This window comes from Streptomyces sp. SudanB25_2051, from assembly GCF_964272635.1.
Lineage (GTDB): Bacteria > Actinomycetota > Actinomycetes > Streptomycetales > Streptomycetaceae > Streptomyces.
On record NZ_OZ186787.1, the window covers coordinates 3,546,444 to 3,561,030 of the forward strand.

At 75.6% G+C, this 14,587-nt stretch carries 13 protein-coding genes; 9 read left to right on the forward strand and 4 right to left on the reverse strand.

The genetic code is table 11. The features are described from left to right. Positions 1-7 precede the first annotated feature (7 nt). The 4 genes from ACSUPT_RS15865 to ACSUPT_RS15880 all read left to right on the forward strand — a co-directional run bounded on the left by ACSUPT_RS15865 (position 8) and on the right by ACSUPT_RS15880 (position 5,750). Positions 8-2,056, forward strand: coding sequence for a HelD family protein (locus tag ACSUPT_RS15865; protein WP_436944710.1), 2,049 nt, complete (start codon positions 8-10; stop codon positions 2,054-2,056). A gap of 216 nt (positions 2,057-2,272) precedes the next feature. Beyond that, positions 2,273-3,493 (forward strand): hypothetical protein, encoded by a 1,221-nt coding sequence (locus ACSUPT_RS15870; protein ID WP_436944711.1) that lies wholly within the window; start codon positions 2,273-2,275, stop codon positions 3,491-3,493. 215 nt (positions 3,494-3,708) lie between these two features. Then, entirely contained in the window at positions 3,709-4,890 is a 1,182-nt protein-coding gene (locus ACSUPT_RS15875; protein WP_436944712.1) for an ATP-grasp domain-containing protein, read from the forward strand. Then, positions 4,887-5,750, forward strand: a complete 864-nt coding sequence (locus ACSUPT_RS15880) for a sulfurtransferase (RefSeq protein ID WP_436944713.1) — start codon at positions 4,887-4,889, stop codon at positions 5,748-5,750. Before ACSUPT_RS15875 ends, ACSUPT_RS15880 begins: the two co-directional genes overlap by 4 nt. A gap of 276 nt (positions 5,751-6,026) precedes the next feature. On the opposite strand, the gene ACSUPT_RS15885 is transcribed toward ACSUPT_RS15880, so the two are convergent. Beyond that, a complete protein-coding gene (locus ACSUPT_RS15885; protein ID WP_436944714.1) occupies positions 6,027-6,779 on the reverse strand; it encodes a DUF5710 domain-containing protein in 753 nt (250 codons plus the stop codon). Between the two features lie 236 nt (positions 6,780-7,015). Between ACSUPT_RS15885 and ACSUPT_RS15890 the strand changes: the two genes are divergently transcribed. The 3 genes from ACSUPT_RS15890 (at position 7,016) to ACSUPT_RS15900 (ending at position 8,567) form a co-directional block, all read left to right on the forward strand. Next, entirely contained in the window at positions 7,016-7,417 is a 402-nt protein-coding gene (locus tag ACSUPT_RS15890; RefSeq protein ID WP_351963873.1) for a helix-turn-helix domain-containing protein, read from the forward strand. A gap of 63 nt (positions 7,418-7,480) precedes the next feature. After that, the gene (locus ACSUPT_RS15895) at positions 7,481-8,104 is read left to right on the forward strand and encodes a hypothetical protein (RefSeq protein WP_436944716.1); all 624 of its coding nucleotides are present in this window, start codon (positions 7,481-7,483) and stop codon (positions 8,102-8,104) included. A gap of 130 nt (positions 8,105-8,234) precedes the next feature. Continuing rightward, entirely contained in the window at positions 8,235-8,567 is a 333-nt protein-coding gene (locus tag ACSUPT_RS15900; protein ID WP_361657300.1) for a DUF2516 family protein, read from the forward strand. Between the two features lie 156 nt (positions 8,568-8,723). On the opposite strand, the gene ACSUPT_RS15905 is transcribed toward ACSUPT_RS15900, so the two are convergent. From ACSUPT_RS15905 to ACSUPT_RS15915, 3 genes are all read right to left on the reverse strand, one after another. Continuing rightward, the gene (locus ACSUPT_RS15905; RefSeq protein ID WP_351963876.1) at positions 8,724-9,962 is read right to left on the reverse strand and encodes a PP2C family protein-serine/threonine phosphatase; all 1,239 of its coding nucleotides are present in this window, start codon (positions 9,960-9,962) and stop codon (positions 8,724-8,726) included. 266 nt (positions 9,963-10,228) lie between these two features. Next, complete coding sequence (locus tag ACSUPT_RS15910; RefSeq protein WP_361657293.1) at positions 10,229-11,296, reverse strand: C40 family peptidase; 1,068 nt, start codon at positions 11,294-11,296, stop codon at positions 10,229-10,231. A 351-nt stretch (positions 11,297-11,647) separates the two neighbouring features. Continuing rightward, positions 11,648-12,463 carry a class I SAM-dependent methyltransferase gene (locus ACSUPT_RS15915; RefSeq protein ID WP_365725169.1) on the reverse strand — a complete coding sequence of 272 codons (816 nt, stop codon included), beginning with the start codon at positions 12,461-12,463 and terminating at the stop codon, positions 11,648-11,650. A gap of 283 nt (positions 12,464-12,746) precedes the next feature. On the opposite strand from ACSUPT_RS15915, the gene mshA reads away from it, so the two are divergent. Together mshA and ACSUPT_RS15925 are read left to right on the forward strand one after the other, a co-directional pair. Further along, on the forward strand, positions 12,747-14,093 hold the full coding sequence (mshA, locus tag ACSUPT_RS15920) for a D-inositol-3-phosphate glycosyltransferase (RefSeq protein ID WP_351963879.1): 1,347 nt from the start codon (positions 12,747-12,749) through the stop codon (positions 14,091-14,093). After that, positions 14,086-14,574, forward strand: a complete 489-nt coding sequence (locus ACSUPT_RS15925; protein ID WP_436944717.1) for a YbjN domain-containing protein — start codon at positions 14,086-14,088, stop codon at positions 14,572-14,574. Before mshA ends, ACSUPT_RS15925 begins: the two co-directional genes overlap by 8 nt. Positions 14,575-14,587: the final 13 nt, after the last annotated feature.

Here is a 14,587-nt window from a genome sequence, read left to right on the forward strand (position 1 = left end):
CGGGGGAATGACGCCACTCGACCATGACCTGCACCGGGAACGGGCCTTCCACGACCTCTGCCGCGCCACGCTCGACCGCATGGCGGACGGCGCCGACGAACGCGTCATCACCTGCGAGGACGTCTCCGCGTCCGGCGCCGACGCCGAGGTCCTCGGCCACCGACTGCGCAGCCACGCCAAGGAGTTGCGCGAGGAGGCGCCCGGCCCGCTGTTCTTCGGCCGCCTCGACCGCACCGACGGGCGCAGCCACCACATCGGCCGCCGCCGGATCAGCGCCCACCCGGCCGAACCGCCGCTCGTCGTGGACTGGCGGGCGCCCGTGGCCCGCGCGTTCTACCAGGCGCGCCCCGACGACCCGCAGGGCGTGCGGGTCCGGCGGCGCTTCGGCTGGGCGCCGTACAGCAAGGGCGACTCCGCCGACCTGACCGGCCTGGAGGACGAACACCTCGACGGCGCCCCCGACATGAGCGCGGCCGCCGACGGCGCCGGGCGGGGCGGGCTGCTCGCCGCCGAGATCGAACGGCCGCGCGTCGGGCCCATGCGGGACATCGCGGCGACCATCCGGCCCGAGCAGGACGACCTCGTACGCGCCCCCCTCGGCACGTCCCTGTGCGTGCAGGGCGCCCCGGGCACCGGCAAGACCGCCGTCGGCCTGCACCGGGCCGCGTACCTCCTCTACGCCCACCCGCGGCGGGTCCAGGCCGGCGGGCTGCTCATCCTGGGGCCCAACCGGGCGTTCCTCGCGTACGTCTCCGAGGTGCTGCCCGCGCTCGGCGAGCGGGACGTCCGCCAGACCACCGTGGACGAGGAGATCGCCCGCGCCGTCGGCCACCGGCCGCGCGCCGAGGACGGCGAAGCGGCGGCGGCCGTCAAGCACGACGCCCGCATGGCCGGTGTCCTGCGCCGCGCCCTCCACGCGCGCGTGGCCGCCCCCTCCGAGGAGCTGACCGTCCCGGACGGCGCCTACCGGTGGCGCGTCCCCGCGGGTGAACTCGCCGCGCTCGTCGCGGACGTGCGGGCGGAGGCCCCGCCGTACCTGGTGGGCCGCGAACGCCTGCGCAGCCGGGTCGTACGGGCCGTGCGCGCGCGTGCCGAGCGGCGCGCCGGACCGGTGGGCGCCGCCTGGGAGCGCAGGGTCGGCCGGTCCCGCCCGGTGGCCTCCCTGCTCGACGCGTGCTGGCCCAGGGCCGTCCCCGAGCAGGTGCTCGCCGAGGTGCTGGCCGACCCGCGCGACCCGGCGCTCACCGGGGCCGAGCGCGCCGCGATCCGCTGGCCGAGGCCCCCGCGCTCGTACCGCTCCGCCCGCTGGACCGCCGCCGACCTGGTCCTCCTGGACGAACTGGCCGGACAGCTCGAACGGCCCGCCGGGTACGGGCACATCGTGGTGGACGAGGCACAGGACCTGTCGCCCATGCAGTGCCGGGCGGTCGCGCGCCGCACCGCCGCCTCGGGCTCGCTGACCGTCCTCGGCGACCTGGCGCAGGGCACCGCGCCCTGGGCGGCCGCCGACTGGCGGGAGCAACTGGCGCACCTGGGCCGGCCGGACGCGCGGGTCACCGCCCTGACGGCCGGGTACCGCGTGCCGCGCGCCGTCGTGGAGCTGGCCAACCGGCTGCTCGCCGCCCTGCCCGCGGACGTGCCGCCCGCCCGGTCGGTGCGGCGGGACGGCGAGGTGGCCGTACGCGCGGTGACCGACCTGGAGGCGGCGGTGGTGGACGCCGTACGGGCGGCGCTCGGCCGGGAGGGCTCGGTCGGCGTGGTCGTGGCGGACGCGGCGTACGAGCGGCTGCGGGACGTGCTGGCATGCGCGGGCATACCGGCCGGGCACCCCGGCGAGGTGGCCGCCGGAGCGCCGCGCGTCACGCTGGTGCCGGACGGCCTCGCGAAGGGCCTGGAGTACGACCACGTCGTCCTGGTCGAGCCCGCCGCCATCGCGGAGGCCGGCCCGCGGGGCCTGAACCGCCTGTACGTGGCGCTGACCCGCGCGGTGACCCGCCTGGACGTCCTGCACGCCCGGCCGCTGCCGCCGGAGCTGGGGCCGGCGCCGGGGCGGTAGGGCGCGGGCGGGGCGTCGCGCGGGGGCGGGGCGTCGCGCGGTGGGCGACCGGGCCTGGGCGGGGGCGGGGCGCGGCGCGGGGGCGGCACGGGCCCGGATCCGGCGCGTGGCGGGCGACCGGGCGGAGGCGGAGGCGGCGGCGGGGGTTCTCCCCCTTCGCCCTCCGGGGGGCCGCTCCATGTCCCGGGGGAGCGCCCGACGGGCATGCTTCCGCCCATGACCTCATATCGAACACGCATCCGGACCGTAGCCGGCACGGCGGTCCTCGGCACCCTCACCGCCCTGGTGGCGCCGGTCCCCGCGGCGGCGGACGCCCCCGCCGAGCGGTTACCTGGCGGGGCGCTGCTTACCGCCGAGCCGGTGGCCGACCTCTCGGCGGCGGAGGTGGCCGAACAGCTCCACGGAAAGATCGACACGTCCCGGGTCCGCTACGGCGTGACCGCCTACCGGGTCACCTACCGCACCACCGACAGCGCGGGCGCCCCCACGACGGCGAGCCAGCTCGTCGTCCTGCCCAAGCGCCGGGCGCGCCACCTGACCGCCGTCTCCTGGCTGCACGGCACGACCGTCTACCGCAAGGACGTGGCCTCGCTCAACCCGAAGTCCAACGACCGGCTCGTCGCGCTGCTGTTCGCCTCGACCGGGCGGGCCGTGTCGGCACCCGACTACGTGGGTCTCGGCCTGGGCGAGGGCTTCCACCCCTACGGCGACCCCGCGGCCACCGTCGCGGCCTCGGTGGACGGCCTGCGCGCGGCCCGGGCCCTCGCACACCGCACGGGCCGGGAGCTGAAGGGGAAGGTCCAGGTCAGCGGGTTCTCCCAGGGCGGCCCCGCGACCATGCTGGTGGGCCGGGCGCTCCAGCGGGAGGGGGCCGACCGGTACTTCCGGCCGGGGGCGCTCGCCCCGGTCGGCGGCCCTTTCGACGCGTCGGCGTTCGAGGCCGCCGCGGCCGACGACAGGATCGCCAACTCCGGCATCTACCTCGCCTACTTCGCCACCGCCTGGAACCGGATGTACGGCCTCTACGCGACACCCGGCGACGCCTTCCGCTCGCCCTACGACACCAGGGTCGAGGGCCTCTTCGACGGCCACCACACCGCCCGGCAGATCGTCGCCGAGCTCCCGGCGGCCTCCCGGGACCTGTTCACCGAGGACTTCCTGAACAAGATCCGCAAGCCCGAGGGCGTCCTGAAGGAGAGGCTGCGCCCGATGGACCACACCTGCGACTGGCGGCCGGACGTACCGGTGGAGATCTTCCACAGCCGGGGCGACAAGGACGTCGACTTCGGCCACGCCGCGCACTGCGCCCGCCAGTTGACCCGGAATGGCGCAGCCCACCGGCTGACCGACGTCGGCGACCACGACCACAACACGTCGGTGCGCCAGGCCCTGCCCCGGATCCTCGCCTTCTTCGACGCGTCGGCCGAAGAGCACTGAACCACCCCGCCGACGACGGCCGGGCCCCGCCCCGGCGAGGGCCGGCCGCGACCGGCCGGCCCGCAACCGGCCGACCGCAACCAATCCGGTCCCCCACCGGCCCGGTTGAGCCGGGCATATGCCCCCTGCGGCGGTAAGCCGGCGGCTACGATCGGCCGTGTGGAGTGGGGGTACGGCCACCGCGCCGGTCGTGGGCGCGCCCCGGAGCGGGCGCCGTGACGCTCGTGGTCCTCGGCGCCGACGCGGCGGTCGCCCGGGCGGCGGCCACGCTGCCCGTCGACGTCGTCCACGTACGCCTGCCGGGCGCCGCGCCCCTCGGCGTACCGGCCGCCGCGCACCACACCGCCGACTACCAGCACGGTCCGACGTTCCGCGCGTTCACCGACGAGGTGCTGCGCCCGCTGGCCCCGGCCGCCGTCGTCTCGCTCACCGAACTCGGCCTGGAGCCGGCCGCGTCGGCCGCGCGGCGCCTCGGCGCGGCGGGCACGCCCCCGGAGGTCGTACGGGCGACGCGCGACAAGCTGGAGATGCGGCGCGTACTGGAGCGGGCGGCCCCGCACCTAAACCCGCCGTTCGCCGCGGCGGACGACGCCGAGGCGGTGGCGCGGCTGTTCGACACCTCCCGCGCGGGCGCCCCGGTGGTCGCCAAGCCGGTGGCGGGCACGGGCAGCAACGCCGTCACGCTCCTGCGCACGCCCGACGACCTGCCCGAGGAGCGCAGGCACAGCGCCACGCTGCTCGAACAGTACGTCGGGGGGCGGGAGTTCAGCGTCGAGACGTTCTCTGCGGGCGGGCGCCACACCTGCCTCGGGATCGCGGAGAAGCACACCGAGGGCGGGGCGTTCGTGGAGGTCGCCCATCTGATGCCGCCGCCGTCGCTGGACGCGGCCGGGCGGCGGCGCGTGGAGCGGGCCGTCGCGGACCTCCTCGACGCCATCGGCCTCACGGACGGCCCCGCGCACACCGAGGTCAAGGTCGACGGGGACCGGGTCACCGTGATCGAGACCCACAACCGCCCCGGCGGCGACGGCATCCCCGACCTCGTGCGCTTCACCCGGGGCGTCGACTGGCGGCGCGCCGCGCTGGGCTGGGCGGTCGGCGAGGGGCCGCGCGAGGAGCCCGCGCGTGCGGTGGCGGCGGCGACCGTCTTCGTCACCGCGCCGCCCGGCCGCGTCACGTCGGTCGCCCCGCCGCCCGCCCCGGCCGCGTGGCGGCTGGAGCACTGGGACGTACCCGTCGAACCGGGCGACCCGGTGACCCCGCTCCGGTCGTCGGCGGACCGGCTTGGCATGGCGCTGCTGACGGCGGACAGCACGGACGCCTGCGCGGCGGCCGTCGAGGAGCTGAGGTCGCGCGCGACCGTCACCACCCGCACCCACGAGGAAGCAGGCACATGAACCCCCGCGAACCCCTCCCCGGCCCGCTCGTCCCGCCGCGTTGGCTGCGGGAGCGGCTCGGGACGCCCAGCCTGGTCGTCCTGGACGCGTCGGTGGGCGCCCACCGCGACGCCGCACGCCGTGTGCCGGGCGCGCTGCGCTTCGACATCGACGGCGCCCTGTCGGACCCGGACGCGCCGCTGCCGCACACGATGCCGGACGCCGCGCGGTTCACGCGGGAGGTGCGAAAGCTGGGCGTGGACGACACCGGCACGGTCGTCGTGTACGACACGGCCGGGATCTACTCGGCGGCCCGCGCCCGCTGGATGCTCCGCGCCTCGGGCTTCGACCGGGTGGCCGTACTGGATGGCGGACTGCCCGGCTGGGAGGCGGCCGGGCTGCCGGTGGAGGACGGGCCGCCGGCCGCGGAGGCCCCGGTGCCGGGCGGCTTCACGGCCCGGCCGCGCGACGGCTGGTTCGTCGGGAGCGGAGAGGTCGCGCGGGCCCTCGCCGACCCGGACGCCGTCGTGCTGGACGCCAGGACGCGCGGCCGCTTCGCCGGTACGGAGCCCGAGCCCCGCGGCGGGCTGCGCGGCGGCCACATGCCCGGCGCGGTGAACCTGCCGTTCGGGGAGCTGCTGGACGCGGAGGGGCGGATGCGCCCGGTGGCGGAGCTGCGCGGGCTGTTCGCGCCGCTGGTGGGGGAGCGGCCGGGGCGGCTGGTGTTCAGCTGCGGCTCGGGCGTGACGGCGTGCGTCCTGGCCCTGGGCGCGGAACTCGCCGGGTACGGGAACCTCGCGGTGTACGACGGTTCGTGGAGCGACTGGGGGCGTCCGTCGGACCTGCCGGTGGCGCGGGGCCAGGCGGGCGTCACCCGGTGATCTCCCGGACCAGCGCGTCGCTCTCGTCGTACAGCTCCAGCCCGAACCGGAGGCCGAACGCCCGTAGCAGCACCGCCAGTTCGTCGAGGCGCATCGGGTCGGTGACCCCGTTCAGCAGGACGCCGTCCCGGTCGCCGAGCGGCGGCCAACGCCGTTCCGCCCGCCGGGGGCCGCCCGGGTGCCGGGTCAGCGCCGTTCCGCCCGCCGGGCCGTCCGCCCGCCGGTGAGTCCGCCCGCCGGGCCGTCCGCCCGCCGGTGAGTCCGCCCGCCGGGGGCTCAGCGCCGTTCCACCCGCCCGGTGCCCGGGTGCTGGCGGGGGACCGCCGGCCGTCCCTCGGCCCGCAGCACCGCGTCGGAGACCCGGGCCCGGTCCGTCGCGCCGGGAGGCGGGGCGAGGGTGATCCCCGCGCCGGTGAGGATGCCGAGGTCGAGCTTCCAGGCGATCCGCGAACGCCGCTCCCACACCTCGAACGCCGCCGCGATGTGCTCCCGCGCCCGCGCCGGCGGCATGCGTGTGACCTTCATCAGATGCGCGAAGGCCTGCGCCTCGACGCCGCGCACCTGCGCGTAGCCGTAGTGGGTGACCGTGTGGCAGTCGGTGCACAGGCAGATGAGCCGCTTCAGCGTCTGCACGCGCGCGGCGTCGTCGTACGTCCACCGCTCGTGGGCCTCCAGCCAGCGCCGCCGCTCGCGGTCCTCGCCCGCCCCGCACGCCTCGCAGCGCCGCCCGGCCCGCCGTGTGAGCATCCGGCGGAGCCGCTCCCAGTCCTTCTGGTCCACGCAGGACCGGACGTTGGTGAACCAGCAGGTCCGCGGCACCAGGTCCACGAACAGCCCGCTGCCCAGGCTCCGGTCCTCGCCCGGCAGCAGATCGGGCACCTCGTCGGCGGCGGCCCACCGCGCGAGCCCCTCCATCCCCGGCCGCGGCGCGTACCACCGCTTGGCCGCCGGGTCCCACCGCGCCCCGCACTTCTTCGCCTCGTCCTTCTCGGCGAACGGTACGTCCAGCCACACCCGCTCAACTGCCATGGCCCGCCTCCCCGTTACCACGCGTCTCACCCATGCTGACACGGGCACCGACCCCGCCGCAGGGCCAACGGCGCGTCCGCACGGGGCCCTTGTGTCTCCTCCCGCCCGGAGCGCCCTCCGTGGGGTCCGGCGGGCAACCGGCAAGGGCGATGCGCGACGGCGCCCTGTGTCCGGACTGTGTAACTGCCGCAAGCGTCCGCTTGCAATTGTTAGCGAAGTTGAGGCAGCATCAGGGCATGGCATCACTGAACGTCGGCAACCTCGGTGAGTATCTGCGCGAGCAGCGGCGCACGGCGCAGCTGTCGTTGCGGCAGCTCGCGGAGGCGGCCGGGGTGTCGAATCCGTATCTGAGCCAGATCGAGCGCGGGCTCCGCAAGCCGAGCGCGGAGGTGCTCCAGCAGGTCGCGAAGGCGCTGCGGATCTCCGCCGAGACGCTGTACGTGCGGGCCGGGATCCTCGACGAGCGGGACCGTGAGGAGCTGGAGACGCGGGCCGCCATCCTCGCCGACCCGTCGATCAACGAGCGGCAGAAGCAGGTGCTGCTCCAGATCTACGACTCCTTCCGCAAGGAGAACGCGCTCGAATCGGCCGACGGCACCGGTGATGCCGGAGCAGGCACAGGATCCACCGAACTCTGACTCCGACGACGCTCGCGCGCACCGCCGCGCGACGAACCCGCGACACGGGAGGACCACCAGACCATGGCCATCATCGACGAGCTGCGTACGCCCCTCTACTTCGCCGCCGGTACCGCCGACCTCGCCGTGCAGCAGGCCCGCAAGATCGCCGCCGAGGCCCCGTCCAAGCTGGACGCGGTGCGCAACGCGGACCCGAAGGCCGTCCAGGAGAAGGTCGCCGCCCAGGCCAAGGAGGCCCAGGCGACCCTCCAGGCCAAGTTCGCCGAGCTGGTCGGCGGGCTCGACACGGACCTCAAAAAGCTCGGCGAGACCGCGCAGGGCCTGGCCCTGCGGGGCGTCGGCGTGGCCGCGGAGTACGCGGTGAAGGCCCGCGAGACGTACGAGAAGGTCGCCGAGCACGGCGAGCAGACCGTCAAGGCGTGGCGCGGCGAGGCCGCCGAGGAGATCACCGAGATCGCCATCGCCGTCGAGCCCGACTCCGCCCCGGCCGCGAAGACGTCCACGTCCAAGCCGGCCGCCGAGCCCACCTCCGGCGACCGCGAGCCGGCGGCGGCCGAGCCCGGGACCGCCGCGGCCGACGCCGAACCGGCCGACGCCAAGCCGGCCGGGGGCCCCGCCCGCAACAGCGCCGCCCGCAGGGCCGCCGCCCGCAAGGCCGCCGCCTCGGGTACCGCCGACGAGAAGTGAGCCCGACCGCCCGCCCCGGGCCGCCGCCGGATCGGTGTGCGGCCCGGCCGGGCACATTCACGCTTGTCGGAGCGTTGTACGGGTACCTTGGCGGCGAGGCGCTCCATCCACCTACCAGGCGGTGCTCACCATGCTGATGATCGGTTTCAACTCGATGGTCGAGTTGGTCTTCTCCATCGCGACGCTCGGGTTCGCGTTCGTCGCGCTGGTCTTCGCCGCCCTGGCGCGCGAGGACGCCTACCGCGCGGCGGACAAGCAGACCAAGTCGTTCTGGCTGATCATCCTGGGCGTCACGGTCGCCGTGGACCTCTTCATCAACTTCCTGGTCCTCCAGCTGGCCGGGCTCATCGCGAGCATCGTCTTCCTCGTGGACGTCCGCCCCGCACTCCGCCAGGTCTCGGGCGGCGGCCGCCGGGGCTCCAGCAGCGACGGCCCCTACGGCCCCTACAACGGCGGCCGCTGACCCCGCCCGGACCGCCCCGCCCGTACCGGCCCCCCGGACCGACCCGCACGGCCGGACGGCCGGACCCTGCGCCGCCCTCTCACCGCGACCCCGCCCGCCCGCGACCGGGCCGGCCACCGCGCACGTCCGAACGCCCCCGGGCTCCCGGACCCCCGCTCAGCGGGCGGCGCGGTCCAGGAGCAGGACCGCCACGTCGTCCGTCAGCTCACCGTCGTTCAGATGGCGGACCTCCGCCACGGCAGCCTCCAGCAGCTCCTCGCCCGCGAGGCCGCGGGCCAGCTGGCGGTTGACCATCTCGACCATCCCCTCCTGGCCGAGGCGCGGCGAACCAGGGCCCGCCGAGCGGCCCTCGATCAGCCCGTCCGTGTACATCATCAGGCTCCACACCCCGCCCAGCTCCACCTGCCGCCGCGGCCAGCGGGCGTTCGGCAGCACCCCGAGCGCCGGGCCGCCGTCCTCGTACGGGAGCAGCTGCGCGCCCTGCGCGGGGCGGGCCACCAGCGGCGCCGGGTGCCCGGCCAGGCACAGCCCGGCGCTGCGCCCGTCGGGCGCGATGTCCACGGTGCACAGGGTCGCGAAGATCTCCTCGCTCTCCCGCTCGTGCTCCAGCACCTGCTGCAGCGTCGACAGCAGTTCGTCGCCGCACAGCCCGGCGAACGTCAGCGCCCGCCACGCGATGCGCAGCTCCACACCGAGCGCGGCCTCGTCCGGGCCGTGGCCGCACACGTCGCCGATCATGGCGTGCACCGTGCCGTCCGGGGTGCGCACCGTGTCGTAGAAGTCACCGCCCAGCAGGGCCCGTGAGCGGCCCGGCCGGTAACGCGCGGCGAACCTCAGATCGGAGCCCTGCAGCAGCGGCGTCGGCAGCAGGCCACGCTCCAGCCGGGCGTTCTCCTGGGCCCGCAGCCGCGACTCGGCCAGCTTCACCTGCACCGAGTCGGCGCGCTTGCGCTCCACCGCGTACCGGATGGCCCGGCTCAGCAGCGGCCCGTCCAGCTCCTCGCGGAACAGCCGGTCCTGCGCGCCCGCCCGTACCGCCTCCGCCGCCAGCTCCGCGTCCTCCGATGTCGCCAGGGCCAGCACGGCGTGGCGCGGGGCGACCCGCAGCACATGGCGCAGCGCCGACAGCGGGTCGTCGCCGCCGCGCCGCGCGTCCGCCGGCAGGTCGAGATCGACGAGCACGCAGTGCACATCGTCGGTGAGCAGCCGCTCCGCCTCCGTGAGGTTCCGCGCGGTGCGTATGCGGACGCGCGCCCCGGCGGCGTCGATCAGCTCCGGGACGGTGAAGGTGCCCGCCGGGTCGTCCGCGATCACCAGCAGGGTGAGGTCACCGCTCGACACGTCGAGGGTGCTCAGCCTCTGGCGCTGTGCGGGCAGGGGCGCGGGTACGGGCATCGGTTCGGTTTCCTTCCCTCCCCCCGAGGGTGCGGTGGAGCGCCGGACGACGCCCCGCCGACGGGGACCATAGCGGCACCCGGCGCCCGAACGGAATGGCGATCAACGAAGAGCCCCCGGCATATGCCGCGCAAGGGGAGGTAGTTGGCCACCGTCCCATGAGAAACATCACGCGAGCGGTGTGATCCGCACGACGCGCACGGCACACGGCCGGGCAGCGGCCCGACGCGCCGGGAATGACACCACTTGTCCGGGCGCGCGCTCCCTTACTTGTCCGGCCGCACGACTCCCAGGATGGGCATCGAACCGGCGCCCGCCACCGTGATGTGCCGGCCGGGGCGCGGGGCGTGGACCATCTGCCCGTCCCCGATGTACATCCCCACGTGGCTGGCGTCACCGAAGTAGATGATCAGGTCGCCGGGTCGCATGTCCCCCACGGCCACCCGCGGCAGCAGCCGCCACTGCTCCTGCGACGTGCGCGGGATGCCGCGCCCGGCCGCGCCCCAGGCCCGCTGCGTCAGCCCCGAGCAGTCGTACGAGTCCGGGCCCTCGGCGCCCCACACGTACGGCTTGCCGATCTGCGCCATGGCGAACCCGATGGCCGCCCTGCCCTGGCCGCTCGCGCTGCGGTTGGCCTCCTTCAGGGCGCCCGACGCCAGCCACTCGGTCTGCGCGTCGAGCTGGGCCTGCCGCTCCAGGCGCCGCAGCCGCTCCCGCTCGGCGGCCTCCAGCTGCGACTCCAGCTTCTCCGCCGCGGCGATCTTCTCCGTTATCAGCTTCTTCGTCCGGGCCTGGCGCGCCCGGTTGGCCTCCAGGCGGGTGTACTCGACGCTGGCGTCCCTGGTGTACGCCTCCAGTTCCTCCTGGCCCCGCTGGAGCTCCGACAGCAGGTCCCGGGTGGCCTTCTGGCCCTGCGCGAGCCGGTTGGCGCCCTCCAGGAACACCCGCGGGTCGTCGGCGAGGGCGAACTTCGCCTCCTCCGGGATGCCGCCGTTGCGGTACTGGGCGCGGGCGGCCGCACCGGCGCGCCGCTTCAGCTCGTCGATCCTCGCCTGGCCGTCCACGATCCTCCTGGACAGCTTCACGATCTCGGCCGACTGCTTCTTCGCCTGCTCCTCCGCGAGGTTGTACGCGTCGGTGGCGGACGCGGCCTGCCGGTACAGCGCCTCGATCTCGGCGCGGACCTCCTCCAGGCTCTTCTTCGGCTGCTGCGCGCCCGCACCCGCCGGCGGCGGCGTGGGCGCGGGGACGGGCGCGGCGTGGGCCGGCGCCGCGAGAACGGTCAGGGCGCACACCGCGGTGATCGCGATGATGACGCGACGGCGTCGATTCACAGGCTTCCCCCTCCGGACGTCGACCGACCAGGCGGCACCGCACCCCGTCTGATTTACCGTCAGTAACTTCCGGTGCCGCTGGCGATCGTGCCATGTCATCCGCGAAAGTAACAGGGTCGCGAAGGGCGCCGGACCGGCTGTCCACAGGCCGGGGACGATCGGCGCCACCACGCCGGTTTTCCACAGGGCGCGGTTGCGCGGGAGGGGCGGCCGTGCTCCACGCGACCCGACCGGTACAGGACCGACAGCCGGCCCGTACGACCGGTAGCGAGCCCGACAGCCGGCCCGTACGACCGGTACCGAGCCCGACGTCCGGCCCGTACGACTCCCCGGCCCTCGCGGGCGCGTGTGTCAGCCGCCCGCCGCCCAGCCCCGGGGGGCCAGCGCGTCCCAGCGGACCGTGAGCTCGCCCTGCCGCCAGCGACGCCGCCCGTCGCTCAGCGGCCAGTCCGCCGCCAGGGCCGAGGCCGTCGCGATCCACCGCTGCCGGGCCCCCAGCGAGGCGTACGGGGAGGCCGCCGCCCAGGCCCGGTCGAAGTCCCGCAGGAAGGCGTGCACCGGCTCACCCGGCACGTTCCGGTGGATCAGCGCCTTGGGGAGCCGCTCCGCCAGATCGGACGGGCGGTCCAGGGAGCCCAGGCGCGTGGCGAACGTCACCGTGCGGGGCCCCTCCGACCCGAGCGCCACCCACACATGGCGGCGCCCGATCTCGTCGCAGGTGCCCTCCACGAGGAGGCCGCCCTCCGGGGCCAGCCGCCCGCACAGGCGGCCCCACACGTCGGGGACCTGGTCCTCGTCGTACTGGCGCAGGACGTTCGCCGCGCGGATCAGGTCCACGGGGCCGTCGACGGGCACCTCGAAGCCGCCGTGCGCGAACGACAGGCCCTCGCGCGCGTAGGGCTGCGCGGCGGCCACGCGCGCGGGGTCGATCTCCACGCCCACCACCCGGGCGCGCGGGTCGGCGTCCCGGCGGAGGCGGTCCAGCAGCTCGACGGCGGTCCAGGGAGCGGCGCCGTACCCCAGGTCGACGGCGACCGGCGGGACGGCGGCGCGCCGCAGCGCGGGGCCGTGCGCGTCGGCGATCCAGCGGTCCATGCGGCGCAGGCGGTTGGGGTTGGTGGTCCCGCGCGTGGGACTCCCGACAGGGCGTGTCATACGCGGAGCCATGCCACCGAGCGTAAACGCTCCCCGGACCCCCCTCCCGCCCCCGGACCCCCCTCCCGCCCCCGGACCCCCCTCCCGCCCCGCCCACCGCCCACCGCTCACCCCGTGGCGAACCCGCCACCTCCCGCCCCCGTAATGAATTGGCAAAGCGGGAAATGAAACCGCGCCCCCCCGCTGTTGTGCCCGGCGGAGAGGAGCATCGGGCCTCTCCTTCGCCATGCGCGCCCTGCCCGTCCCCGACGCGACCGACCGACCCGAAGCACCCCTGAGCGGAAGGACCGACGACGTGAGCCAGTACGTGTCCCGGTTCGCCGGCACCCTGGTACCGCCGCCACGGCTCCGGCTGCCCGGGCGGCACCGTCGCGGGCCGCGGCGGGTCGCCATGCTGAGCGTCCACACCTCCCCCCTGCACCAGCCCGGCACGGGCGACGCGGGCGGTATGAACGTCTACATCGTCGAGCTGGCGAAACGTCTCGCCGCCATCGACGTCGAGGTCGAGATCTTCACCCGCGCCACCTCCGGCGGCCTGCCCCGGTCGGTCGAGCTGGCGCCCGGCGTCCTCGTACGGCACGTGGAGGCCGGCCCGTACGAGGGGCTCAACAAGGAAGACCTCCCCGCCCAGCTGTGCGCCTTCACCCACGGCGTCATGCGCGCCTGGGCCCGCAACCGGCCCGGCCACTACGACCTGGTCCACTCCCACTACTGGCTCAGCGGCCATGTCGGCTGGCTGGCCGCCGAGCGGTGGGGCGCCCCGCTGGTCCACGCGATGCACACCATGGCCAAGGTCAAGAACGCCGCGCTCGCCGAGGGCGACACGCCGGAGCCCGCCGCGCGGGTGATCGGCGAGACGCAGATCGTACGGGCCTCCGACCGGCTCATCGCCAACACGTCCGGCGAGGCCGACGAGCTGATCCACCACTACGACGCCGACCCCGCGAAGGTCGCCGTCGTCCACCCCGGCGTCAATCTGGACCGGTTCCGCCCCGCCGACGGCCGCGCCGCCGCGCGCGCCCGCCTCGGCCTGCCGCAGGACGCGTTCGTACCGCTCTTCGCCGGCCGCATACAGCCGCTGAAGGCCCCCGACGTGCTGCTGCACGCCGCGGCCCGCCTCCTGGAGACCGACCCGGCGCTCCGCTCCCGCATGGTCGTCCCCGTCGTCGGCGGGCCCAGCGGCAGCGGCCTGGCCAAACCGGAGGGCCTGCAGAAACTCGCCGCCAAGCTGGGCATCGCCGACGTGGTGCGCTTCCACCCGCCGGTCGCCCAGCAGGAGCTGGCCGACTGGTTCCGCGCGGCGAGCGTGCTGGTCATGCCGTCGCACAGCGAGTCCTTCGGGCTCGTCGCGATCGAGGCCCAGGCGACCGGCACGCCCGTCGTGGCCGCGGCTGTCGGGGGCCTGCCGGTGGCCGTACGGGACGGCGAGACCGGCTTCCTGGTCGAGGGGCACGATCCGGGCGACTACGCGCGCGTGCTGGCCCGGTTCGCCGCCGACCCGTACCTCACGAGCCGCCTCGGCGACGCCGCCGCCCGCCACGCCCGGTCGTTCGGCTGGGACCGGGCCGCGTCGGCCACGGCGGAGGTGTACGCGGCTGCCATGCACGAGCACCGCCGTCGCGTACGCTCGCCCCATGGCTGACGCACAGCAGATCATCGAGTCCGCACTGCGCGACGCCGACCTGGCCTGGGAGTCACCGGAGCCCGGCTCGTACGTCGTCACGCTCCCCGGCACCAAGAAGCTGTCCACCACGCTCTCGCTGCGCCTGGGCAACCACTCGCTGTCCCTCAACGCCTTCGTCATCCGCCACCCGGAGGAGAACGAGGCGGCCGTCCACCGCTGGCTGCTGGAGCGGAACCTGAAGCTGTACGGCGTCGGCTACGCCGTGGACCCGCTCGGCGACATCTACATCACCGGCAAGCTCCCGCTGTCCGCCGTCACGGCCGACGAGCTGGACCGCCTGATGGGCTCGGTCCTGGAGGCGGCGGACGGGGCGTTCAACACGCTGCTGGAGATGGGCTTCGCGACGGCGATCCGCAGGGAGTACGAGTGGCGGGTCTCGCGCGGCGAGTCCACCCGCAACCTCGAGGCGTTCAGCCACCTCACGCAGCCCTCGAAGTAACGCCCCGCCAGAA